Source organism: Rhodococcus sp. P4_F3_2, assembly GCF_056401335.1.
Genome location: NZ_JBFUJN010000027.1, coordinates 18,053 through 39,389 on the forward strand (window position 1 = coordinate 18,053; position 21,337 = coordinate 39,389).

30 protein-coding genes and 1 pseudogene are annotated in these 21,337 nt (G+C 53.9%); 24 read left to right on the top strand and 7 right to left on the bottom strand.

Going from position 1 to position 21,337, the window contains the following annotated elements:
- The first annotated feature begins 50 nt into the window (after window positions 1–50).
- The 22 genes and pseudogenes from AC1DWA_RS24830 (at window position 51) to AC1DWA_RS24935 (ending at window position 14,920) form a co-directional block, all read left to right on the top strand.
- On the top strand, window positions 51–932 hold the full coding sequence (locus AC1DWA_RS24830; protein ID WP_378631118.1) for an HK97 family phage prohead protease: 882 nt from the start codon (window positions 51–53) through the stop codon (window positions 930–932).
- Between the two features lie 32 nt (window positions 933–964).
- Entirely contained in the window at window positions 965–2,059 is a 1,095-nt protein-coding gene (locus AC1DWA_RS24835; RefSeq protein ID WP_477845877.1) for a phage major capsid protein, read from the top strand.
- Entirely contained in the window at window positions 2,059–2,259 is a 201-nt protein-coding gene (locus AC1DWA_RS24840) for a hypothetical protein (RefSeq protein ID WP_477845878.1), read from the top strand. The genes AC1DWA_RS24835 and AC1DWA_RS24840 overlap by 1 nt, the downstream gene beginning before the upstream one ends.
- Window positions 2,260–2,395: 136 nt before the next feature.
- The gene (locus AC1DWA_RS24845) at window positions 2,396–2,914 is read left to right on the top strand and encodes a hypothetical protein (RefSeq protein WP_477917149.1); all 519 of its coding nucleotides are present in this window, start codon (window positions 2,396–2,398) and stop codon (window positions 2,912–2,914) included.
- Between the two features lie 62 nt (window positions 2,915–2,976).
- Window positions 2,977–3,222, top strand: a complete 246-nt coding sequence (locus AC1DWA_RS24850) for a hypothetical protein (protein ID WP_477917151.1) — start codon at window positions 2,977–2,979, stop codon at window positions 3,220–3,222.
- Complete coding sequence (locus AC1DWA_RS24855; protein WP_477845881.1) at window positions 3,222–3,689, top strand: HK97 gp10 family phage protein; 468 nt, start codon at window positions 3,222–3,224, stop codon at window positions 3,687–3,689. The genes AC1DWA_RS24850 and AC1DWA_RS24855 overlap by 1 nt, the downstream gene beginning before the upstream one ends.
- Window positions 3,682–4,155, top strand: coding sequence for a hypothetical protein (locus AC1DWA_RS24860; RefSeq protein ID WP_477845882.1), 474 nt, complete (start codon window positions 3,682–3,684; stop codon window positions 4,153–4,155). The genes AC1DWA_RS24855 and AC1DWA_RS24860 overlap by 8 nt, the downstream gene beginning before the upstream one ends.
- 4 nt (window positions 4,156–4,159) lie before the next feature.
- Window positions 4,160–4,327 carry a hypothetical protein gene (locus AC1DWA_RS24865; RefSeq protein WP_477845883.1) on the top strand — a complete coding sequence of 56 codons (168 nt, stop codon included), beginning with the start codon at window positions 4,160–4,162 and terminating at the stop codon, window positions 4,325–4,327.
- Window positions 4,328–4,382: 55 nt separating this feature from the next.
- Window positions 4,383–5,276, top strand: a complete 894-nt coding sequence (locus AC1DWA_RS24870) for a phage tail tube protein (protein WP_477845884.1) — start codon at window positions 4,383–4,385, stop codon at window positions 5,274–5,276.
- Window positions 5,277–5,340: 64 nt separating this feature from the next.
- A complete protein-coding gene (locus AC1DWA_RS24875; RefSeq protein ID WP_477845885.1) occupies window positions 5,341–5,691 on the top strand; it encodes a hypothetical protein in 351 nt (116 codons plus the stop codon).
- Window positions 5,692–5,729: 38 nt separating this feature from the next.
- Window positions 5,730–5,942: a hypothetical protein gene (locus AC1DWA_RS24880; protein ID WP_477845886.1), complete on the top strand. Its 213-nt coding sequence runs from the start codon at window positions 5,730–5,732 to the stop codon at window positions 5,940–5,942.
- A gap of 21 nt (window positions 5,943–5,963) precedes the next feature.
- Complete coding sequence (locus tag AC1DWA_RS24885) at window positions 5,964–7,892, top strand: tape measure protein (protein WP_477845887.1); 1,929 nt, start codon at window positions 5,964–5,966, stop codon at window positions 7,890–7,892.
- Window positions 7,892–8,662 (top strand): phage distal tail protein, encoded by a 771-nt coding sequence (locus AC1DWA_RS24890; protein WP_477845888.1) that lies wholly within the window; start codon window positions 7,892–7,894, stop codon window positions 8,660–8,662. The genes AC1DWA_RS24885 and AC1DWA_RS24890 overlap by 1 nt, the downstream gene beginning before the upstream one ends.
- A gap of 75 nt (window positions 8,663–8,737) precedes the next feature.
- Window positions 8,738–9,145, top strand: a complete 408-nt coding sequence (locus AC1DWA_RS24895) for a hypothetical protein (RefSeq protein ID WP_477917153.1) — start codon at window positions 8,738–8,740, stop codon at window positions 9,143–9,145.
- Between the two features lie 11 nt (window positions 9,146–9,156).
- On the top strand, window positions 9,157–11,721 hold the full coding sequence (locus AC1DWA_RS24900; protein ID WP_477845890.1) for a hypothetical protein: 2,565 nt from the start codon (window positions 9,157–9,159) through the stop codon (window positions 11,719–11,721).
- 35 nt (window positions 11,722–11,756) lie between these two features.
- A complete protein-coding gene (locus AC1DWA_RS24905; protein WP_477845891.1) occupies window positions 11,757–12,437 on the top strand; it encodes a hypothetical protein in 681 nt (226 codons plus the stop codon).
- Window positions 12,438–12,442: 5 nt separating this feature from the next.
- Entirely contained in the window at window positions 12,443–12,790 is a 348-nt protein-coding gene (locus AC1DWA_RS24910; RefSeq protein WP_477845892.1) for a hypothetical protein, read from the top strand.
- Between the two features lies 1 nt (window position 12,791).
- Window positions 12,792–13,151, top strand: a pseudogene (locus tag AC1DWA_RS24915) (M23 family metallopeptidase); the annotation flags it as partial.
- Window positions 13,152–13,247: 96 nt separating this feature from the next.
- Window positions 13,248–13,670 carry a hypothetical protein gene (locus AC1DWA_RS24920; RefSeq protein ID WP_477845991.1) on the top strand — a complete coding sequence of 141 codons (423 nt, stop codon included), beginning with the start codon at window positions 13,248–13,250 and terminating at the stop codon, window positions 13,668–13,670.
- 10 nt (window positions 13,671–13,680) lie between these two features.
- On the top strand, window positions 13,681–13,878 hold the full coding sequence (locus AC1DWA_RS24925; protein ID WP_064444459.1) for a hypothetical protein: 198 nt from the start codon (window positions 13,681–13,683) through the stop codon (window positions 13,876–13,878).
- Between the two features lie 147 nt (window positions 13,879–14,025).
- Entirely contained in the window at window positions 14,026–14,385 is a 360-nt protein-coding gene (locus AC1DWA_RS24930) for a histone-like nucleoid-structuring protein Lsr2 (RefSeq protein WP_042951599.1), read from the top strand.
- A gap of 229 nt (window positions 14,386–14,614) precedes the next feature.
- Window positions 14,615–14,920, top strand: a complete 306-nt coding sequence (locus tag AC1DWA_RS24935) for a hypothetical protein (RefSeq protein ID WP_477845893.1) — start codon at window positions 14,615–14,617, stop codon at window positions 14,918–14,920.
- A gap of 69 nt (window positions 14,921–14,989) precedes the next feature.
- Here the strand turns inward: AC1DWA_RS24935 and AC1DWA_RS24940 are convergent, their stop codons facing one another.
- The 6 genes from AC1DWA_RS24940 to AC1DWA_RS24965 form a co-directional block, all read right to left on the bottom strand.
- On the bottom strand, window positions 14,990–15,259 hold the full coding sequence (locus AC1DWA_RS24940) for a hypothetical protein (protein ID WP_477845894.1): 270 nt from the start codon (window positions 15,257–15,259) through the stop codon (window positions 14,990–14,992).
- 81 nt (window positions 15,260–15,340) lie between these two features.
- Window positions 15,341–15,529, bottom strand: coding sequence for a hypothetical protein (locus AC1DWA_RS24945; protein WP_477845895.1), 189 nt, complete (start codon window positions 15,527–15,529; stop codon window positions 15,341–15,343).
- A complete protein-coding gene (locus AC1DWA_RS24950; RefSeq protein WP_477917155.1) occupies window positions 15,513–17,765 on the bottom strand; it encodes a type IV secretory system conjugative DNA transfer family protein in 2,253 nt (750 codons plus the stop codon). Before AC1DWA_RS24950 ends, AC1DWA_RS24945 begins: the two co-directional genes overlap by 17 nt.
- Before the next feature lie 118 nt (window positions 17,766–17,883).
- Complete coding sequence (locus AC1DWA_RS24955; protein WP_477845897.1) at window positions 17,884–18,054, bottom strand: hypothetical protein; 171 nt, start codon at window positions 18,052–18,054, stop codon at window positions 17,884–17,886.
- Window positions 18,051–18,263: a hypothetical protein gene (locus AC1DWA_RS24960; RefSeq protein ID WP_477845898.1), complete on the bottom strand. Its 213-nt coding sequence runs from the start codon at window positions 18,261–18,263 to the stop codon at window positions 18,051–18,053. Before AC1DWA_RS24960 ends, AC1DWA_RS24955 begins: the two co-directional genes overlap by 4 nt.
- A 16-nt stretch (window positions 18,264–18,279) precedes the next feature.
- Complete coding sequence (locus tag AC1DWA_RS24965) at window positions 18,280–18,453, bottom strand: hypothetical protein (protein ID WP_477845899.1); 174 nt, start codon at window positions 18,451–18,453, stop codon at window positions 18,280–18,282.
- A gap of 96 nt (window positions 18,454–18,549) precedes the next feature.
- On the opposite strand from AC1DWA_RS24965, the gene AC1DWA_RS24970 reads away from it, so the two are divergent.
- Together AC1DWA_RS24970 and AC1DWA_RS24975 are read left to right on the top strand one after the other, a co-directional pair.
- The gene (locus AC1DWA_RS24970) at window positions 18,550–19,077 is read left to right on the top strand and encodes a hypothetical protein (protein ID WP_477845900.1); all 528 of its coding nucleotides are present in this window, start codon (window positions 18,550–18,552) and stop codon (window positions 19,075–19,077) included.
- The gene (locus AC1DWA_RS24975) at window positions 19,074–19,856 is read left to right on the top strand and encodes an ROK family protein (protein ID WP_477845901.1); all 783 of its coding nucleotides are present in this window, start codon (window positions 19,074–19,076) and stop codon (window positions 19,854–19,856) included. The genes AC1DWA_RS24970 and AC1DWA_RS24975 overlap by 4 nt, the downstream gene beginning before the upstream one ends.
- Here the strand turns inward: AC1DWA_RS24975 and AC1DWA_RS24980 are convergent.
- A complete protein-coding gene (locus AC1DWA_RS24980) occupies window positions 19,840–21,312 on the bottom strand; it encodes a recombinase family protein (RefSeq protein ID WP_477845902.1) in 1,473 nt (490 codons plus the stop codon). The two genes, AC1DWA_RS24975 and AC1DWA_RS24980, sit on opposite strands and share 17 nt — an antisense overlap.
- Between the last annotated feature and the right edge of the window lie 25 nt (window positions 21,313–21,337).

Here is a 21,337-nt window from a genome sequence, read left to right on the forward strand (position 1 = left end):
TATTGATTTAATCGTGAAGTTAGTTGTATCTTTAGGATTAGAGAACAACTATGGAAAAGAAACTAAAGTTATATACAACCACGATCAAATCAATTGACGACGAAAATAAGTCAATCCGCTTCCGTATCAGTGACGATTCAATTGACCGCTACGGCGAGAAGGTTGATCAGTCCTGGAATCTGAAGAACTTCCTGAAGAACCCGATCGGTCTTTGGAATCACAAGAGCTACAACGTCGAGCCTGAAGATGTGCTTGGCCAGTGGAGTGACATCAAGACCGAAGACGACGGTACCTACGGGACGCTGACCTTCGACGTAGACATCAACCCCAAGGCCCTGACGGTATTCAACCAGTACGTCAAGCGGACGCTTCGTTGCGTCAGTGTCGGCTTTATACCTCACTCGATGGAGTGGGAAGACGACACCCCAGTACTGAAAGACAATGAACTGCTTGAAGTCTCGTGTGTGCCGATCCCTGCGAATGCAAACGCGGTGGCACTCGCACTGAAGGACGGCTCACTCAACACCAAGGATGCCCAGTGGATGCTGCGCAGTATGCGGGACGGCGCGACAGAGCTGCAGGAACAACTGAATAAGAACAAGCCTGAAGAGGGCGAGGAGAAGCACGTGGAAGAAGTAAAGACCCAACTCAAGGATCTATCCGATCTGATCGTCAACCTAGGCGAGCAATTTTCAGCGCTCGACACGAAGATCGAGACGGTCAGCGGTGAACTAACCGAGGTCAAATCCACAGTCGCAGAACTGAAGCCAGTTGAGACGGGCGGATCAACCGAACAGGGGCAACCAGCTAAGGGCGGCGAAGACGACCAGCCCGGTGCAGGTGAGGACGAGTTCGATGAAGACGCTGAACTTACTCCAGAGCTACAGGCGCAGATCGACGAAGAGTTCGCCTCTGAGTCGCAACAGCAATAACCAACCAAATCTATTTTGCCGAAGGGGGTGATATGAAGAAGACAGTTAAAGAGTACACAGCCGAAAAAGTGGCTGAAGCAATCAAAAACAAGTCACAGGATCAAGTTCCTGGTGCAGGCGACGGAACGACAACCGTAGTCGAGACAGAAGACAGCAAGAACGCGGACATCAGCAAGGCATTCTTCAAAGCTCTTGCGACGAACCAAGGTATGGGCGAGGCGCAGAAGAAGATCCGCGAGCAGTACAAAGCCAAAGCTCAAACGATCGGAACACCTGACGAAGGTGGAGTCCTCGTACCGTTGACAGTTGACGCGAATATTCGCACTCAACTTGAGTACATCTCTCCGATCCGCCAGATCGCACGAGTAATCAGCAACGCTCCAGCGCGACTACAACTTCCGTCTGCTGATGGTGGCAACGCCTACTGGGTCGCTGAAGCTGCGCTGATCCCAGAAACAGAAGTCAACTTCGCAGTGAAAGAGCTTGTCCCAGAGAAGCTTGCGAGCCGTATCAAGGGCATCACTCTTGAGTTCCTACAAGATGCAGCGATCAACCCAAGTGCTCAGGCCCTACTGGAGAACCAACTAGCGCAGAAGGCTGCTCTCGTTGAGAACCAAGCGTTTGTGAACGGCGACGGCGCAGACAAGCCTTTCGGTTTCCGTTCGAGCGCGGTGACTCCGTTGACACTCGCTCAGGCTGGTGCAGCTCTCGCGTGGAGTGATCTCCTAGCCCTCCAGTTCAAACTGCCTACCGCATACCGCAACCAGGGCGTCTACGTAATGTCATCTGCTGCGCTCGCGAAGGTCATTGGTCTCAAAGACACTGCTGGCCGTCCGCTGTACATCAACTCGATCACTGAGAGCGGTGCGAACACACTCCTCGGTCGTCCTGTGTATATCGTTGATGAGATCCCTACTACGGGAACGACTCCGAACTTCGTGACTGAGGTTTGGTACGGCGTATTCAGCGATTACGTGATTGGTGATCGACTAGGTACGACGTTTGATCTTGGCACCAGTGGTGACGACTTCGATCGTGCGGTGTACACACTTCGTATGCTCAAACGAGTCGGTGGTGTTCCAACAAGCAACAACTTCGCGAAACTTACCGGAGTGACACTCGCCTAATGACGGTCGTAACTTTCGTGGATGATGTCTACCCTCACTGTAACGGTGACATGGTAGACCTCTCAGCCGAAGAATTAAAAGCGATTGATGCCACTGTGTCAAAGCGTGGCATCAAGGGTTACGAAACGGCCAAAGGTGAATCGGTGGAGGAATCCGCTACGCCGAAGGCTAAAACAGAAACAAAGACAGAAAAGAAGTAGATCGGATCAACTTCGCATGAGGGTCGCTAGTAATAGCGGCTCTCTTGTTTTATATTGAGGCTAGATGAGCAAGATAATCACCCTCCCACAACTCAAGGATATAAACCCTGGTGTAAATGACGCTGTAGGAGGCCTTGTGGTCGCCGCAGTGAACTCCTGGATCGAAACTGCGACAAGTAGGTGCTGGGGTGAGACGAGAACCGTCACAGAGCTTCAAAACGCTTCGGGGATCGTGTGGCTCGACCATGTGGATGTCGTCGAAGTCCTCTCCGTCACAACGGGATACCCGAACAGTGATCCGCACATGGTCGATTCCAACAGCTACTACGTGACTCCCGAAGGGCGGTTGGTGCTAAGCAGAGGCCGGCAAACGTCGCTGCCACCGTCAACACTCGACTATCTCTCGATCGAGTACACGTACGGGGTTGCAGAGGACGATGTACCAGCGGCGTTGGTGCTCGCAGGTCTCGGACTTGCGACGGGCTACTACGAGTACGTCTCAAATGGTGGACGGGAAGTCAGTCGCGCGATGGTTGGCAGCTACACCTTGCAGTTTGCCGCAGGTAGTAGTGACGGATCAGGAAGCGGAGCACTTGGTTCGACAGTCACGCGGGATACGACGGTGATCAACTCTTACGCAATGCGGAGGGTGTGATGCTGCTACTTAATCACACGTGCACCGTCAGCAGGGACACTCCGGTGGGTACGAATGGGCGAATGAAGATGCAGCTCTACAAAACTGGGATTCGATGCCTCGCGTTGCCGATGGGATCAGCAGTCACGATCCAGAACGAGATGCAGATGGGTCGTGGATTCGAGGTCAGTATGGGTCCGGGTRAAGACGTCAAGGTTGGCGATCAGTTGTCCTGCAATGGAATGACTCTGAGCGTCAAGTACATCCGTGACTACACAAACGTACCGCCCGTTAGTCACATAGAGCTGGTGTGCGAGCAGGTGATCTGATGGCGTCTGTCACCATCACCGTCGACTCAGCCCAACTCCGCAAGATGTTGGAGATCGCACCTGAACGTGTCAGGACTCGGCTGAACCGTGTTCTGAACATCGTTGCTGTCGAGACACAGCGTGAGATGCGAATCAAAGCGCAGGTAGGCGTCAGTGGAGATCTACGTCAGTCAATCAAGCAGGAAGTCACTGGCACAACGGCGATCATCGGCCCAACAGCCAAGTACGCGGAGGCTGTCGAGAACGGATCTCGTCCTCACTGGACAAGCGTGAAACCCGATACCTCGCTCTACAAGTGGGCGAAGGCCAAGGGAATCTCACCGTATGCGGTGCAACGGTCGATCGCTTACAAGGGTACGAAGGCCCATCCATTCGTCGCACCAACGGTGACGCTGATGGAACCCCGCATACAGCGACGATTCGATACGGAGATAGAAAAACTAACGGAGGAACTTATGAATGGGTAAATCTAGATCAATCAAAGACGCACTGGTGCAAGTGCTCTCGGAGATTCAGAACGGAGATGAGCCAGCGTTCGTGGAGGTGACTGACAGCACTTCGAAGGACTTCGAGGGGTATCCGTCGGTTCGTGTGCTTCCCAATTACATAGAGAACAACAAAGGCTCGATGAGTCAGAACGATCGCGATGTCTGGTTTCAGGTGGTGGTTCACCTGAAGCTGGAAGACGTGACGAAGGTTCAGTCTGAGACGATTGATCAAATGTATGACCTGACCGATCTAATCATGGACACGCTCGATGAAGCGGACTTCAACAACACTTTGGAAAAGAAAGACTCCACCATAGGTACATACGTCATGGATGCCGACCGTGCGGACTGGGATGTAGTCGAAAGTAAGGGAGGTGCGTTGCTGATGCTCGTCATCGGAGTGCAGGTTTCCTATTCAAAAGATCTAGATAATGGAGTAAATTAGCGATATGAGTGAAAGTATCAAGAAAAAATCTAAGGAAGAGGTGATTGAGCAACTAAGTCACCAAGCTCGGCTGTATTTCGTGCCGAATTTTGGGACTGTTGAGGCAGACACCCTTGAAGAAGCAGTCGAAAAAGTAAAAAAGAAGAAAGAAGAGGACGGTGATGCCAACTGAACCATACATAGGAAGGCGTGAAGCGATTGGCTTCGGTATAGGAACAGATCCAGCAGTGACGGTCGCGCCGCAAGGCTGGATTCGCTGGCTTGACCAAGACGTGCAGCCGAAGCTTGAGATCATCGAAAACGAAAGCGCCATGGGCGTTGTCGAGAAGATCAACGACAGTGAAGTGGTCGGCAAGTGGGTCGAAGGAACGATCGGTGGCAAGGTCACAGAAGTCGGCGTTGGGTTTCCACTACTAGGGATCTTCGGATCAGTCACTACAGGTGCGGTAGTTGGCGGCGTGTATCCACACACCTTCGACGTCAATCAGTCGAGCATCCCACCTGCGATCACTCTGGCAAAGGTCACTCCGATCCAATCGAAGCGGCACAGCTACACGACGTTCGATACGTTCGAGCTGACAGCTGAGGAGAAGGGCTGGGTACAGGTCAGCTCTGCAGTTAAGGCTCGAATCGGTGAGACATCAACTGAGGTAGTCGCACTCACAACTGAGAAAGAGTTCACGAGCAAGAACATTGTGCTCAAGACCGCTGCTTCAAGTGCTGGCCTGGCTGCCGCGCCGGCCATTGCCGCCAAGAGTCTGAAGCTCAACATCGAGCGACCATCGGAGATGTGGTTCCCGCTAGGTGGTGACGACAACCCTGTGTTTGATCGGGGTGTCTTCGAAGCCAAGGGGGAGTTCGTGATTCGCTACCTCAGCACTGACGTGGAAGACGACTATCTTGCCAACGCAATCAAGGCGATGAGCATCAAGATGACCAACGGCGCGACGAGTCTGGAGTTCATCGCTACTAAAGTGCGCTTCCGTGAGCTTGAGAAGTCGAGCGACCGCGACGAGATCGTGACGCAGACGGTGAGCTTCTACTGCGAGTTCGATACAACGGCAGGTAAAGCAATCCAAGCTGTGCTCAAGAACCCTCGCGCATCGTACGCAGCAGCGTAGATCGCTATTGACCAATGATATGCCCCTTGCTTAAATAGGGGCATATTTAATTGGAGACTCATCGATGGCAATTTCATTTAAGCTAACCCGAAAATTCAGCCTTGCAGGTATCGCTGATGAGTGGGACGAACAATGCTTCATTCGCTACAACACCATCACCGTTGCGGAGCGTCGTGAACTTGCGCAAGAAAAGATCGTCGATGACTCGAAAGCGACCGAGCGGATTGTCGATGTTGTCACGAGTCATATAGTTGGTGGTCAGGTCTACTCACAATCGGACGCCGGTGGTCTTGCTTTGATTAAGTTCACTTCAGAAGACGCCGTGACAGTACTTGACCTACTTCCTATGGGCATTATAGAACGCATCTATGACGCAATGAATTCAAGTGAGTACTCCGACCCAAAAGCCTCGTAGGCGATGCAAAGATCGCCGCAGAAGATCTCCAGGAGCGCATGCGCGACTACGTGGTCCGTGGGCTGGCCGTAGATGTACCGGCAAGCGTGCAAGATGACTTGCTCATCTTCCGTTATCAGCAGGAGTTCAATCTTTCTTACAATGATGTACTGAGGGAGCCTGAAGAAGCCCTAGAGCGGGCAATTCTCATATGGTCGCTTTATGATGAGCGTGATAAATTGGAAGAGAAGAGGCGGCAGCGAAACAACTAATAAGCCGTCGTGAGTTAAGTAGTGGCGAATAAGAACATCAAGATCACCATATCCGCCGAAGACCAAGCTTCCAGAATTATTGAGGGTGCGGCCGACAAAATCAACGGAGCTACCGAAAGTGTTTCCGATAAGTCCCGTGAGGCGGCAGATAAATTCACAAGTCACTTCGGCTTTATTTCTACGGGAATACGAGCAGCAGCGGCAACAGCGGTAACCGGAGGCGCTGCACTTATTGGATTCGGACTGACCTCCGGTGCTCAGTTGCAGAACACCGCTGCATCCTTCAAAGCGCTGACCGGCGATGCGGCCACGGCGAAGAGCCTGTTCACAGACTTGTATGACTTTGCCCGCGGTACACCGTTTGCGTTCCCAGACGTAACAAGCGCAGCGAAGACCCTACTTGGTTACGGACGTACAGCGCAGCAAGTGAAGAACGACGTAAAAGTACTCGGAGGCATGGTAGCCACCACTGGTGCTGACTGGAGTCGCCTTGCTGTCGTATACGGCCAAGTGAATGCTGCTGGCCAGCTGTACGCGCAGGATGCGCTTCAGCTCATCGAAAATGGTGTCCCGATCACCACTGCACTCGCCAAAGATCTTGGTATTTCGATTCAAGATGTTAAGAAGCGCATGGAAGAAGGCGCAATTAGTGCTGAGGATTTCAACCGCTCGATGGCGAAGATGGTCCCGGCAGATGCGATCGAACAGATGAGCAACACAATGACCGGGAAGCTCTCTGGGCTCACAGGGTCAGTTCGCAACCTAGCGTTCTCGCTTGTCGGGATCGACTATTCCCAGATCGAAGATGGTGGCCCACTTCTGGTTAAGCAGGGAGGTCTATTTGATCGGCTCACCAAGGGCGTCGAGGGACTGTCGAAGAAGTTGAGCGAACCAAAGATCAAGGACGCGCTGTCCAAGATCGGTAACGCCATGGCTGATGTGGTCGAAGGCGGGGGTCGTATCCTACTCAACTTCATCTCTTGGGCTTCGAGCAATATGGGTCTACTCCAAGCTGCGGCAACAGCATTGGGTTTTGCGTTCGTCTCGATGAAGGTTGGCAATGTTGTTGCGGACTTGGCTGCACTTGTTCGCGTCGTTCCGACAGTTAGCGCCGCACTGGCGCTGTTTAACCTGAACCCAGTCGTGTTGGGGATCAGTGCTGTCGTTGGAGTGGTCGCAGCACTCGGGTTTGGTATGGATGCGCTGCGTGCTTCGTCAGGTCAAACCTCTTCTGCCATCGACGCACACAAGGCTGCGCAAGATCGGCTCGCACAAACGAATCGCGATGCCAAGCTCGCTCAGGATGCCCTCAATGGGGCGGTGCTAAGTGCCGAAGGTGCAAATCTCAATGTTGAACGCGCACAACGTGCCTACAACGATGCGGTCGCACAATATGGGCCGAAGTCGCTCGAGGCTAGGGAAGCTGCGTATCAACTGAAGGAGGCCGAGAATCGACTGGCTGAGGCCAACGAGAACGTTAGGCGGAAGACCGAGGAGGCGAGGCAAGCGCAGGACAACCGTGCGAAGGCAGAGGGTGCAGTCAAAGCTACTTCTGAGCGTATTGGTGGTGCAGTCGCAGGTGAAGCCGCTCAGTGGTCAAACTTGGCTGGACGAATTAACGAAGCTGCGGAAGCCCGCAACAGGGGTGAGTTCAAATCTGCACTCCCAACGATGAACGCCGCACCAGGACTGAAGAACGCAATCGGTACGGCTTACTCACCAGGCGGTAGAACGCTTGTCGGTGAGCATGGCCCAGAGATCGTGAACATGCCGCGTGGATCTCAAGTGACGCAGGCCTACCGCACACGCAACGAGTTGAACTCGGGCGGCGATGGCGGGGGAGTGACCAACATCTTGTCGGGCAACTTCACCTTCAACAACCAAGAGGCGTCTGACGCGTTCTTCAACCGACTCGATTCAACACAACGACTAGCAAAGGTAGGCATGTAATGAGCGCAATCGCACTGAAATACGGAGCATTTGACCTCCAGACCGACAAGATCACTACGACGGACACGGACGTCTACTCACCGCCGAAGAACAACGTGCAGGCTGACAAGCTCGCTGGTGCGGACGGAGCTGTGATCGTGAAGACGAACTTTGAACCGAAGACCTTTACCGTTGCCGGCCGAATCAGGGGGAGTACCCGTGAGGAGACGGAGAAGTTGATCGACGCGTTCAACACAGCGATGATGCAGCCGAATCAGGCCTTCGACATCGCTCGCAGTGGTGACATCAGGCGGTACGTTTCAACTGCTCAAGGCATCATCATCAGCACAAGTGGTCACAACACGGCGGGCTTCTCGGTGGACTTCATGTGCCCGACTGGCGTTGCTTCTGACACCTACAATACGGCGCTTCTCAGCCCGTCGAACGTCGCGACTTCTACGGCTTCACTCGGCGTCAGCGTTGGCGGCACGTATCAAGCCGAGCCAGTGATCAAGCTGAAGATCAACACACTTACGGGTGGGACAGCCAAGCGAATCACCGTGACGAATGGATCGACCATGCGCGGAGTATCAGTCACGCGTAACTGGGCAGCGGGGGACACGATCGAGATCGATTGTCTTCGTAAGACGATCTTCGTCAACAGCGCTCCGACTGATTACCTAGGGCAGTTCCCGGTTTGGGTGGTCGGACCAGGCGTGATCGCATACAGCGACGACTTCACTGCTCGCGACGTGACAATCGAGTCGATCTACGTAAGACGTTGGCTCTAAACATCATTCACCTATAGGACGATCAGAGCGCTCGTCGTATATTGAGGGAAAGCAGTAAACAGGAAATCACATTCAATGGCCAACAGTTTGTATGACAAAGCGAGAGAAGGTTTTCTGGACGGATCTATCGTCCTGACGACCAACAATATCAAGGCAGTACTTGTTGATACGAGTACCTACACTCCGAACCTGGCGACTCACGCCAACCTGAGTGACATCCCAACACCAGCGCGAGTAGCAACGAGTGGGAATCTGACTGGCAAGACCGTGACCAACGGAGTTTTCGACGCAGACGACCTGACGTTCGCCGCACTCGGTGGCGCGAGTGTTGAAGGGATTGTTCTGTACAAGGACACAGGAACAGCAAGCACCTCACGACTGATCCACTACATGGATACAGGTACCGGGCTTCCCWTCACCCCGAACGGTGGTGACTTGAATCTAGCCTGGTCAAACGCGGCAAATAAGATCTTCAAGATCTAAGGCTCGACCAAGTGATCTACTACTTCGGTGACGGATCAGACGGCGCACTCAACGTAGCGTCGGGCACTCAGAACTTGCCGTTGAATCAGATCCACCAGTTCACGAACGTCACGATCGCAGCGGGTGCGACTCTCAGTACTGCATCGACTACGGGATCGGTTCTCTTCATTGCAGTGCAAGACACCTTCACTTTGAACGGCACGATCAATGTGTCGGGCAAGGTCAACCCTGGCTCTGCGGACTGGTCGTTCACAGTAGATGGAGTCACCTACTCATCACCTGGCGTTGCTGTGGGTTCCTATTACTCAGACCATGGTCCAGCGAACTTCGGTTTTGGTAGTGGAGGCGCTGGAGGAGGGTTCAGCGGAGGACCGCTCGGCGGCAGTGGCGGCAGTGGTGGGTACGGGATATCCGGTGGCGCAGGCGTAGGGCAATCACGCAACTCAAATGGCACGTTCAGCATGAACGGAAACGCGGGCTCGAACTCGGGCGGTGGGTCGGGAAGTAGCGCGATCACGATCAGCAAGGACAGCACTCGCTTCCTGACCGTCACCAGCAACAGTGGTAGGGGTGGAACCTCATACGGTGAGAGTGGTGCCGACGGCTCGGGTTCAGTTGTTGATCAAGGTGGAACTGGGAGTGCAGGTTACTCGTGGGCATCAAATGGCGGTGGAGGTGCTGGAGGTATCGCAGGACGCGCAGGTGTCCACATTGTCATCCGAGCTAGGAAGATTGTTCTCAACGGTACGATCATCACCAGTGGATCGGCGGGCGGCAATGGTGGTAACGGCGGGCGGTTGCTCCGGCAGTCAGGTGCAACCAACTTCTGGGGATCGCCAGGACTCGGCGGTGGTGGGGGATCGGGTGGAAACATCTCGATCTTCTACGCAGACACGCTCACTAATACTGCGGCGAAGTTCGTCAACGGTGGGTCGGGTGGAGCTGCTGGGTATGGCGACACTGGGTTTGTTCAACCAGTAAGTCAGGGTGGTTCAGGAACTCCCGGCACCTTCACCTCCAAGAAACTCACCCCTGCTGAGTACGCGTCGTCAATTTCAGTCGATAGCACCAATTCTCAAGTCGCCTATGGATCGCCAACTCTGACAGCTGGAGCAGTGACGGTCACCCCGACTAGCGCAGCCTCCGGTTATGCGGCAGGGCCACCGCTAATCACGATGAACATCTGGGACGTTGGAAACTCAGCGTCGGTAACCGGCTATGGATCGCCAACGATCACACAAGGGCCACCACCTCCACCGCCTCCAGTGAACTGGGAAGACCTCGGAGTTGAGAACACCAAAGAGTATGTAGCCAAGGTCTATTCGAAGACCGGGCAGTTCATGCGCGTACTCACGGACATCACAGACGATCTGACCTTCTCCCAACAGATCCTCACACCAGGAACTACCACCACAATCAGACTGGCGCGATCTGCTGAGAACACGATCGAACTGCGCGAACCACTCACCGATCAAGCTGGTGTGGGATATACCGATCAAACCGGCGACCCATACGTCGTCACCAGCACCACAGCAAACACTGTCGGTCCAGACACGGACATCGAGATCGGTCTCGGCGTGGACATCTTCGCTCACTACGGAGGCTATGAACCCCTCGTTGACGATAAGGGCGAGCCGTACGTTGATCAGGACGGCGATCCCTACATCGTTTCTACGGGTGCTCCAATGGGCCGGCGAGTCTTCAGCGGCAAGATCATGAAGTACCGCGCTCACTACGGCGACACGGAGTACGTAGAAGCGACGCTCATCTCGCACGGAGTCGAGCTGACAAAGGGTGAGCTGATCAAGAGCGGTGCAGCGACCACCGTGACCTATCCGTCTACTGAAATCGCTACAATCGCCAAGAGTGTCCTCGACACCAACCCTGGCCGAATCGGTTACACCACAGGATCAATCGACACCACAGGCGTAACGCCGACGATGAAGTTTGAGCTGAACACCAAACTTGAGGGGATCAAGAGCCTCTACTCGCAGACCCCAGATGGCTACTTCTGGTACGTCGATGTGGGGGAGAACCTGCTCTACATCAAGAAGCGAAACACGGTGGCAGACCACATCTTCGTTAAGGGAAAACACCTGGCGGACATCGACATTGAGAAGTCTGCAGAGGATCTGAGAAACAAGGTCTACTTCGTGGGTGGTGATCCAGGCAGCGGCACACTCTTCAAGGTCTATACCGATACTGCGGCAATTACCGATTCTGAACTGGGAGTACACCGAATAACAGACCGACGCTTCACCCTCACGGCAAGTGCTCAGCGTTATGCCAGCAAAGTAATGAGTGAGTATGGCCGCCCGATTTGGACATCGACAATCACGATCCCGTCGAGCGTGTATGACATCGAGAGCATCAAACTGGGGCAGATGGTTGGTTTTAGGAACTTTGGGAACTTCGTGGACACGCAACTTCTTCAGATTGTCGGGTATAACTACACCTCGACGCTGATCACGTTGACGCTCGGAACTCTTCAAGAGGGGATGGCAGAGATCATCGCGGACCTGGATGCGGGGTTGTCGAATGAACAATACCAACAGCTACCTACAACTCCGTCTTAACATGTTATATTAGCGATAAAGAGGAACAACTGAATATGGCAAAACAAATTACAGACAACGCTTCAAAATCACCGGTCGCGCAAGAAGACATACTTTTAGTGCGGGATGTCACTTCAAATACCGATAAAAAGACGACGGTTGCAGGAGTTGCACCCGCTGTCGCTGCAAATCTGCCACCCGCCTCAGTGTCGTCGACGAAAATAAATTTTGGAGGGTCCGGTGCGGGTGTCTGGTGGGAGGAGATAGCTCGAACGACGATAGCATCATCCGGAACAAGTATCATTGTCTCAGGTATTCCATATAGGAAATACATGCAAGTTATAGTCACCGCGTGGCCAGGTGGTGCTGCACTCGATATGTATATCCGCTTCAATGGAGACACATCGGCAAACTATGTTTGGCGTTACGATGGAAATAACGGGACAGTTACAAACACGGTTTCTGGAAGCAGTTTCGTTGCTACAGGTAGCGGCGGGCCATATCCAAAATCTACTTGGTTGAACGTCGTCAATGTCGCAAACCGGGAAAAAATGATTTTCGGAGAATGCGTTGAATCTGGCGGGCTCACTGCCGTCAACATCTCGACAAAGTCGGAAGTTTCGGGAAAGTGGGCTAATTCCACCGAAGCGATCAACTCGATATCAGTCTTTGAGGGAACCGGAACGAGCAATGCTTTCGCGTCAGGCAGTGAAGTGATCATTTTGGGTCATAATTAATTGCAATGAATGACCAAGAGAAGATAAACAAGCTAGTCACGGATGTCGCAGTTATTAAGACTGTTATTAAACATTCGGACGAACGACATGCTGAGATGGTTGAGAATGACCGTCGGATCATTGAGCGTCTTGACAATCTGGCAGTTGTCAAGACTGAGGATTTCACTGCATATAAGAAACAAGTGGAGGACACATATGTCCCGCGCACGGAGTTGGCAGGCCTGCTCAAAGCGTGGAGCATTGCAACCAATTGGATTACCAGGGTGCTCGTGCTTAGCCTGGTGGGCCTAGCCATTTGGGGTGCAGTTCAGAGCCAGGACATGACGGAGATAATTAGGATAGATAGGAGGTGACATGGCTAGATTCTTAACGCCAGTTTCGGATCGGATCACGCAACAGTTCGGCGAGAACCCCGACTACTACAGGTCGCTTGGGCAACTGGGTCATACGGGCATTGATTACGGATGCTCTCTAGGAACTGCTGTACGGGCGACTGGCGACGGAAGAGTTAGCTTCGCAGGACCAGGAGCAAATCATGGTGGGTTCCTGTCAGTAGCCGGAAACGCGATTCTTCTCGACCACGGCGACATTTACAGCGCTTACTCACACCTGAGTCGGTTCGCAGTGAGTCAGGGTCAGCAAGTGAGTCAAGGACAGGTAATCGGATACTCGGGAAACACCGGCCAAGTCACAGGTCCTCACCTACATTTCGAATTCTGGGGTAAGCCGACGAACTGGCAGAACGGATGGTCCGGCCGTTTGAATCCAAACAACTATTTAAGTTCCGCAATAGCGGGAGGAGGTGAAGTTATGAACTATGACGATGGAGTAGCACTGTATCGAACTGGATTGCACCGCGAACCTGAAAATGATGCAGCAGCGCGAAGTATGGTGGGGATGACGCCGCGATCTGCCATGGATAACTTCCGAGGCAGTGAGGAGTGGTTGAATCAAAATCACAAGATCGTGTACTTCGATCAAGTCAACGCTCAGCTGCAGGAAGCGAACGCAAGAATCGCTCAACTAATTCAACGACCGGATGTCTCTCCAGAGCTGACTGCCCAACTGGAAAAACTTCGAGATGATAATGAAATTGCGTTGGAGAAAAACAGTGAACTTGAAAAACGGAAGATGGAACTCGAAAGCGTGCAGCGCGCAGACAAAGAAGCAGGCGAATCGCTCCTACGCAGGCTTGGGCAGTTCGTCAGCAAATACATACCAGGATTGAAATAAGGAGGTGAACATGAACCATACATACGATCAACCAACATCAGCCCCAACATCGAAAGTAGCAGCAGCCGGAATCGGTGGATCTGTCGCAATCGTACTCATCTGGCTTGCCGGACAGTTCGGTGTCGAACTCAGTGCGGAGGTTGCATCTGCAATCACCGCGATCGTTGCGTTTGCAGCTGGATACTTCAAACGAAGCAGCACTAACTAGCTCTCAAAAGCATTTTGCGTCGCGCCTGACACGTGTTGTCGGGCGCTTTTGATATGTAAGGCCTGCGAGTTGCACGGCGTCTCCTGCAAGCTCTGATACGCTAAATTCCACTGAGTAAATTAGTTGTTCAAATCCAAGGAGAGCCAAGTGGCTGAACGCATCATCAAGCAACTGATCGATGATCTGGACGGAAATGACATTGACGAGGGATTCGGTCAGAAGGTCGAGTTCTCTTACCAGGGAACCGATTACACGATCGACTTGCGTGACTCGAATGTGGACAAGCTAGAGAAGGCGCTCAAGCCTTACATCGAAGCTGCGCAGAAGATTGGCGTGGCCCGCAAGACCCGCAAGGGAAGTGGAACACCCAATGCCGCAAGTGGTTCCGGTCGTTCAAAGGAACAGCTTCAGGCGATTCGTGACTGGGCTGTGAAGAATGGCTTCGAGGTTGCACCCCGTGGGCGTATCAAGGCTGAAGTGATCGACGCCTTCGACGCAGCGCACTAGCGTCTCTGCACCACTTCTCCGCCGCTATATGTGGTGGCATCAGACTCCCCTGGCTGAAATCTGGTTGGGGGAGTCTTTTTGTCTGCTCACCCCTGTTAATCCGTGGAGGATCGGCGGGGTAGGGGAGTGCTGCTGGGGTTTGTCACCCCTGAAGAACGCATTCCAACGAGACGAGTAGGGGAGTGCTGGAGTGAACGTGATTGTCGTGGGCACTCAGTAAGGTGTGAGGATGCCAACATACGGAGTCTGGAAGTCGAGTCGATACTTCATGATCACCGATCTCGATCCTGCGAAAGAGTCTGACTCGTTGTCCGAGCTTGAGTCATTTGCCCTGCAGCGCAACTGGTATGCACCAGCTCCGGCATTGATCGCCCGACGGAACGGTAACGCCTGGGTTCCACTTGACTGGGTACGTAAGGATGGACGCGACCCGCTCACACCGGGCCAGCCGATCAAGTACCAGGAAGTGCGCGAAGGTAAGCGAGCGTGGGCGAAACATCTTGGTAAGCGGCCTTCTGATCTCACGCAGGCGTAGCCAGAAAGACCGAAACCCAGCAGACGGTTTCGTTGCTGGGGTTCGGTCGTAGATCGACGTGATGGGGCGTTACCTGATGTGCGTGAAGTCTCTCAAGGTATCTCGGATTCGGATGAAGTCATGGTTCGCCAGTGAATCGACTTCGCCAGTGATTGCCTGGATGCGTGCGCGAGTTGGAGAGTCGAGATAGTTGTTCGGATCAATCTCATCTCCCATCATGCGGCGCGCTTCGTGTGCGATTTCTCGGCACTCGATCATGACGGACTCGGCGTGCATTTCAAGTCGTTCCGCTGCTTCGACCATTGCCTGTAGGTCGTTGATCCTGGTGCTGTCATCCATCGTGTTGATCCCATCATCGAAGGTCAAAGTGGCTGTTAGGGAACCGTGTTCGATTCGATCGACATCACTCCTGACGGGTCGTCAAGGTGAATGCTGGACGGCCTGGTTGATGCGGAACTGAATGTGCTCCAAATAGGCATTCAGGCTGACAAGCATGATCGTCGCGAGTGCTGGATTCTCTTCGCGTAAGTCGTCTACAGCACTTGCCATCTCGTGCGCATCTTCGACCAGCTTCTCAATCGTGGTGACTGCTTCAGCTTGCAGCGTCATCTTTGATCTCCCGGTTCTGATCGTCGGGCACGTCGTATGTTGAAGTGCCGATAGGTTTGTGCGACTGCTGCGTTGGCGTAGTGGGTCTACGACGCTGAACTTCCGCAGCATCGATTGACTCCATACTCCTTCCGTACTTCTGCTCCGAGATTTGGAAGGCGCGTTGGCCGTGCCCGTAGCCGATCGCTTCGGGATAGGTGTGCATCGTGAACGGCCTACTCGTGCCCTCTTTGGTGTTGATTCGGGCAAGGGCGTCGAACGCTTTCAGGTTGACGATCTGTTCTGCAGTGATGGTTCGATCTGCAAAGTCACGTTGATGTATCTGCGCGCTCTTCGGGCTGGACTGGAAGATGATCTTTGAACGGGCATTCGCTGCAATCGCGTCTTGAGTTGAGGTCGGGAGGCGTTCAACGTACTGAGTTGCTAGGACTAGTCCGAGCTTCTTACGACGGGCGGTGGCAAGCATGTCCTCGAAGTCCGAGTTCAGTCTGCTGAAGTACTGGAACTCATCGATGAACATCAGATTGGGCTTCTCGGGGGCTGATGCACTTGCGGCTCGCCACAGCGCAGAGACAATGAAGCTGCCGATCAACGATGCGACCTGTTCCGATACTCCTGCGAAGTTCACGAACAGCAGACGGTTGTTGTTGATCACGTCGAACGGATCGAACGACGATGTTTCTTGAGTCACCAAGTATCGGGACTCTGCAGGCGTCAAGATTTCCCAGAGTCGGTTCTCAAGTGCCTGACTGTCCTTCTCTCGTGTTTCCTTGCTCTTGCCGAGCCAGTCGGTGAGGAACTGCTTGATCGGGCGATCTTTCTGCTTGCCGGCCACATCGCGTGCCCACGCGAGTTCAACGGGGTTGCGCGGGTTCGCCATAACCAAGACGTCTGCGAGGGTCGCGTTGGGGACGACTTCGAGTGCGGGAATGATGTGGCTGATCAACTTTCGTGTGTAGACGCTCTTGTTGTCGGGGTAGATCGCTTCGAGCAGGGTAGTGAGCTGTCCTGCAACTAGACTCGGCGAACCGAGCTTGATGATGTTCAACCCCACCGGGAACTGGTTTCGAGTGAAGTCGATAACGATCACATCATCGAGTCGGTGTGCGGGAACCTGGTTGAGCCCTTTGTTGAGCAGGTTGCCCTCGTACTCGAACACGAAAGCCCCATAGCCCTTGTCGATCGTCTGCCGCAAAAGTCGTTCAGCAAGCGTTGTCTTACCGACTTCAGTTGCCCCACCGATGTATAGGTGAGTGAGCGCTTTCTCCCAATCCAGTGCGATCGGGCGTTCTACTCCGGGCATCGTGCTGCGACCAAGTACCAGCCCACTTCGAGGAACCCCGTTTGTCGGTGGGCGGTGCTGTGTTGTCCCTCTGACCAACCCTGGAATGTCAGGCACACGAGAACCCATGGGCCAGGCGATGACTCCGCTCAGCTCCTTGGTCGAAAGTTCAGCAGTCATGATCAACGGTGTGCGGGCAAACTCAATTTGATCCGACAGCTTCACCGGATCGACGGGTTTCGTCTTGAAGTAAGCTGCACCCGATTSGCTGGTCAGCGCAGTCACAACATCGTTCACGAGACGAGCTGCTCGCTGCTGGTTGGCGGCCTTCGCGGCGATTCGTCCCGTTGCGAGGAACATTTGATCGGACTGTTTAGCCCGACGATCACCGATCTCTTCAGGACTCGCAATGGTCTTACCCATCAAGGCCTGCCAGATGGTGGTGTTGGCACTTGAGACGTTCTCTGCCCCGTGAGCGATTCGTTTCGCGTTGGAGTGGCGGATCACCCACTGCAGTATCAGTTCATCGCCGTCTTCGACGGCGTCTTGCATCGAGCCGAGAAGCCGAGCGCTGTAATCAGATTCGCTCGCCAAGGCTAGAGTTCTTGCCCCGTTGTGCATCTTGATCGAGACGCCGTAGTCGTACTTGTAAGCAACCTTGTCGTCGTACTCCTGGTATCCGATGCCGTCTACCGAAGTTCGCAGCATCTTCATGAGGTACTGCCCTTTCCCCTTCGGAAAACGGATGATGTGCTGAATCCCGCTGGGGGAGACGACAACCTCGAAGACGWTGGTCGGTGTGCCATCGAAGGCGTGAGAGCCGGGGAGAAGTGAAGTGCMGATCGAGCGGAGAAACGCAGTGACACGTTCTTCTGGAAGCTCAGGCTGGAAGGTGAGGATGAACGAGTCACGCGAAGTGTCGTACGCGTGTTGATGTTTCGAGAAGAAGCCCATCAGGAATCGCCCCTCTCAAGGGGATCTGGTGGGTGCAAGACTGGGAGTAGACGTTCGATCATTGTCTACTCCCAGCTTGACACACTCTTGATAATTCGTCACTTGACGAAAGTGACGGCTAGAGACGCAGGTAGAACTTTGCGGCTCGCCATGCGATGACCGAGACGGCAACCACGATGACCACGGTGATGATCAGGGGAGCTGCTGCTTGGATGACCGGCACCGCGATCGAAAGAGCGATCGCGATGACGAGCACCGACCAAGCAACGGAGGGAAGGCGTTTGATCATAAGCCGTAACGCTTTCGTGCTTCGAGAAGCATCTCGGCGTCCATCTGTCCGAGCTTCCATTCGACCGCGAGGTCTTTGAGTCGCTTGTCATATGCGCGCTTGGCGCGCTTCTTGCGTGTGAGGAACAGGTAGAGCGCAGGAATCCAGAAAAACGATGTGAGGGCCGCAAGCGCGATGATGATTTCGATTGCGCCAATGATGGAGTCCATGATTTCTCCTTCTAGCTCAGTACTCGCGAATAGTGACTTCTTCTTCGATCCACGTCCGCCCGAACTCGTCGGTGTGTTGAACGCGTCGTCCAATGATTTCGCGACTCGGTTGCCGAATCGCCTCGTTGAACCCGATTTCATAGGCCAGCTGATCGAGCGCACTGGTCGGGCGCTTCTTCTTTTCTGCCATGCACCGGACAGTACATGACAGATTATGTCCAAGACAAGAGATGGCTTGTGTTGACCGAGACAGCGTTTGTCATATGCTGGCTGGTAACATGGGCAGATGTCGGATGTGTATACAGAAAAGATGGTCGCGCTAAGGGCAATGTGCGCAGGACCGGGCTTAGCTTTCAGGAAGGCCAATCCTGATCGCAGATCAGATTCCGGGCAATTTGCTGGTAGATCCTACGATGAGATTGTCGAACTGATACAGCAAGCGATTGACTTGGTACCTCCTGGCAACCCGTACATAGACGCAATCGCAAATGCCCTTGCTATGCCGGGAACCTTCGGTGCCGAGCTAGATGCACACCTGACGGTCCGGCAGGCAGAGTATGCGAAGCTTATGGGCATTTCTGAGCGCACGTACTCCCGTTACATCAACAAGGGATGTGAACTTCTCGCAAAGCAGATCGATGTCGTCCTGAAAATGCGCGCTGAGGGGATGACCGTTGACCAGGGCAACCCAACACTCGAAGGCCTTGCTACGCGCGTGAGTTACCTTGAGCAGCAACTCGTACGAGCTCTATCACGGATTGACGCGCTCGAAGCTGGTACGGTCCAAGATAATTCGCACCAGGAGGCCAAATGACATCGGTAGTTGTAGACGTTGGGGGTTCAGGGGTTCGTCTCGCAGTCCTTGAACGTGGAAACATCTCAGCGCCAACTAGGCAGAGCGTCAAATCTATTGACGACCTGGTTCATGCGATTCGCGATTGCACGCAGTCGCCGTCCGCCGTCGCGATCTCCCTTGCAGGTTTTGTCGATAGCAAAAGCGGATACGTGCGATTAAGTCGAAGCGCGCCTTGGAGCGAAGGAAAGTTCAAGTCGAGGCTGTCTGAGATTCTCGGTTGCCCAGTGGCAGTAATGAACGATGGTGAGGCGCACGCTCAGGCGATCAACCAGATGAGCGGTGTTGAACTGGGGGCGGTTTCGCTGTCTCTCGGTACATCTGTCGGTATGGGTCTACTTGATCCTGGCGGCAGAGTAATTCGCCCGTGTTCAGGTGAAAACTGGGACATTGGTGACGTACAGCTGAAGAACACCAGTGCAGCCGATCCCTCGGTTTGGTGGGCGCTCGGCTCACAGGGACTTGCTGATCTTGAAAAGAAGTATGGAACCAGTGCGGGCAGGCAGCGGTTCGGATTTAGACTGGGGTCGTACATCGTTCAACTTTGCAGTACCTTTCAGCCGAAAACCGTTGTGCTGTCTGGTGGCATTGCAGTCAGTGCATGGGAAGAGATGAAAGGCCCGATAAGGTCTGAGCTTGAGCGTGTACCCGCTCATTTCGTAACACCACGCGTGCAGTTGTCACCGTTTGCGGAAGCGGCTTTGGTAGGTGCAGCGTACGTCATCAAGCCTTCCACTTGATTTCGATCAGTTCTGGATCAAATCGCCACTTGTCCTTGTACTTTGGGTAGGTGTATCCCTCGTGAGTGGGTCGTGGGTGGACGACTATCTCAACTCCGAGCGTGCTCAATAGATCTCGCTGCCAATGGATTCCAGAGTTCACCCACTTGCTTCGAAACTCGATTGCGGCTTCAGTCGTGACTCGACTTGATGTCTGCTGTTGTATCGACTTTTCAACCGCACGAAGCTCGAGGTCGACAGACGACTTCATTCGCTCGAACTCGTCACGGTTGAGTAGCCCGCTGACGTAGTAGTCGTTGGTTATCTCGACACTTCGGCCTTCCAAGGCCCGCTGACGCACATGAAGTTCCCGGAGAGTTGTTGTGTCACTCTCATAAGTCGCAAGCGAAGCAGCAAGCTCTGGTGACTCCAGACGTGCCATGATGCAGTCAGACAACAGATCGATGATCGGCTCGACCATTCGACTTACCTTCCCGCAACCGTTCGGTCTGCCCGTTTGCGAGTCGGTTTTTCCACAGGCTGCGGTGGTCTTGTAGCTTCCGTCGCGTTGCTGCTTTGACTTGTGGAACAACTTCTTTCCACACAGACCGCAGAACAAGTAGCCCTGCAGCACATGCTTACGAGTGCGGCCAGGATGAACTGACGTCCGCTTGCTAAGTGAGATGGCAGCCTGAAGGTCATCCCATTCGTCCTTGGTGAGGATCGCTGCTGACTCGGCCACATACTCGACACCCTTGTGATCCACGATGCCAGCGTTGATCGGGCGGATCAGAAGGTTCCGGATCTTTAGGGCATTCCAGTCTTTGCCATGTTGTGTCAGTATCCCGCGCTGATTGAGGTCGATTGCGAGCGACCAGTAGGAAGCACCGTTGGTGAATCTGTGCGCAAGCTCACGGATAACGGCTGCTTCGGATTCTCTGATGGCAGTTCGCTGAGGTTCGAACCCGTAGGGTCGCTGGCCTCCCAGATACTTACCTGACTTGGCAGCCTGCAGTTTGGCTGATCGTTGTCGTTCGATCATGTGCTCGACTTCGTACCTCGCGACCGAACCGAGTTGGCGGGCTACGAGCCGACCTGAAGGGGTGGAGAGATCCAATGGTCCTGCCTTCGCCGTGTGGGTTGTGACGCCACCAACTTCTGACGCTGTCACGTACTCCTCAAGCTCGACCATCGATCGGTGTAGGCGATCCGAGTGCCACGCAATCACCATGCCGATCTGACCGTTTCTCATGAGTTCGAGGAGGCTGAGGTACGACGGACGGGGCTTGCCTGAGTACGCGCTCAGATCGTTGTCTACGAGTACGTGAGATACCGTGACGCCGAGGCGCTGTGCCAGTTCGCGGCAATCTCCCTCTTGCCGTTCGACTCCGAGGCCGGCTCCAGTCTTGTCTCGACTGATGCGGCAATAGATTGCAGCTGATGTGTTGTGTTGCAGTGTGTTTCGTTGGTCTTGCATTGATCGTTACCTACCCTCATTATCT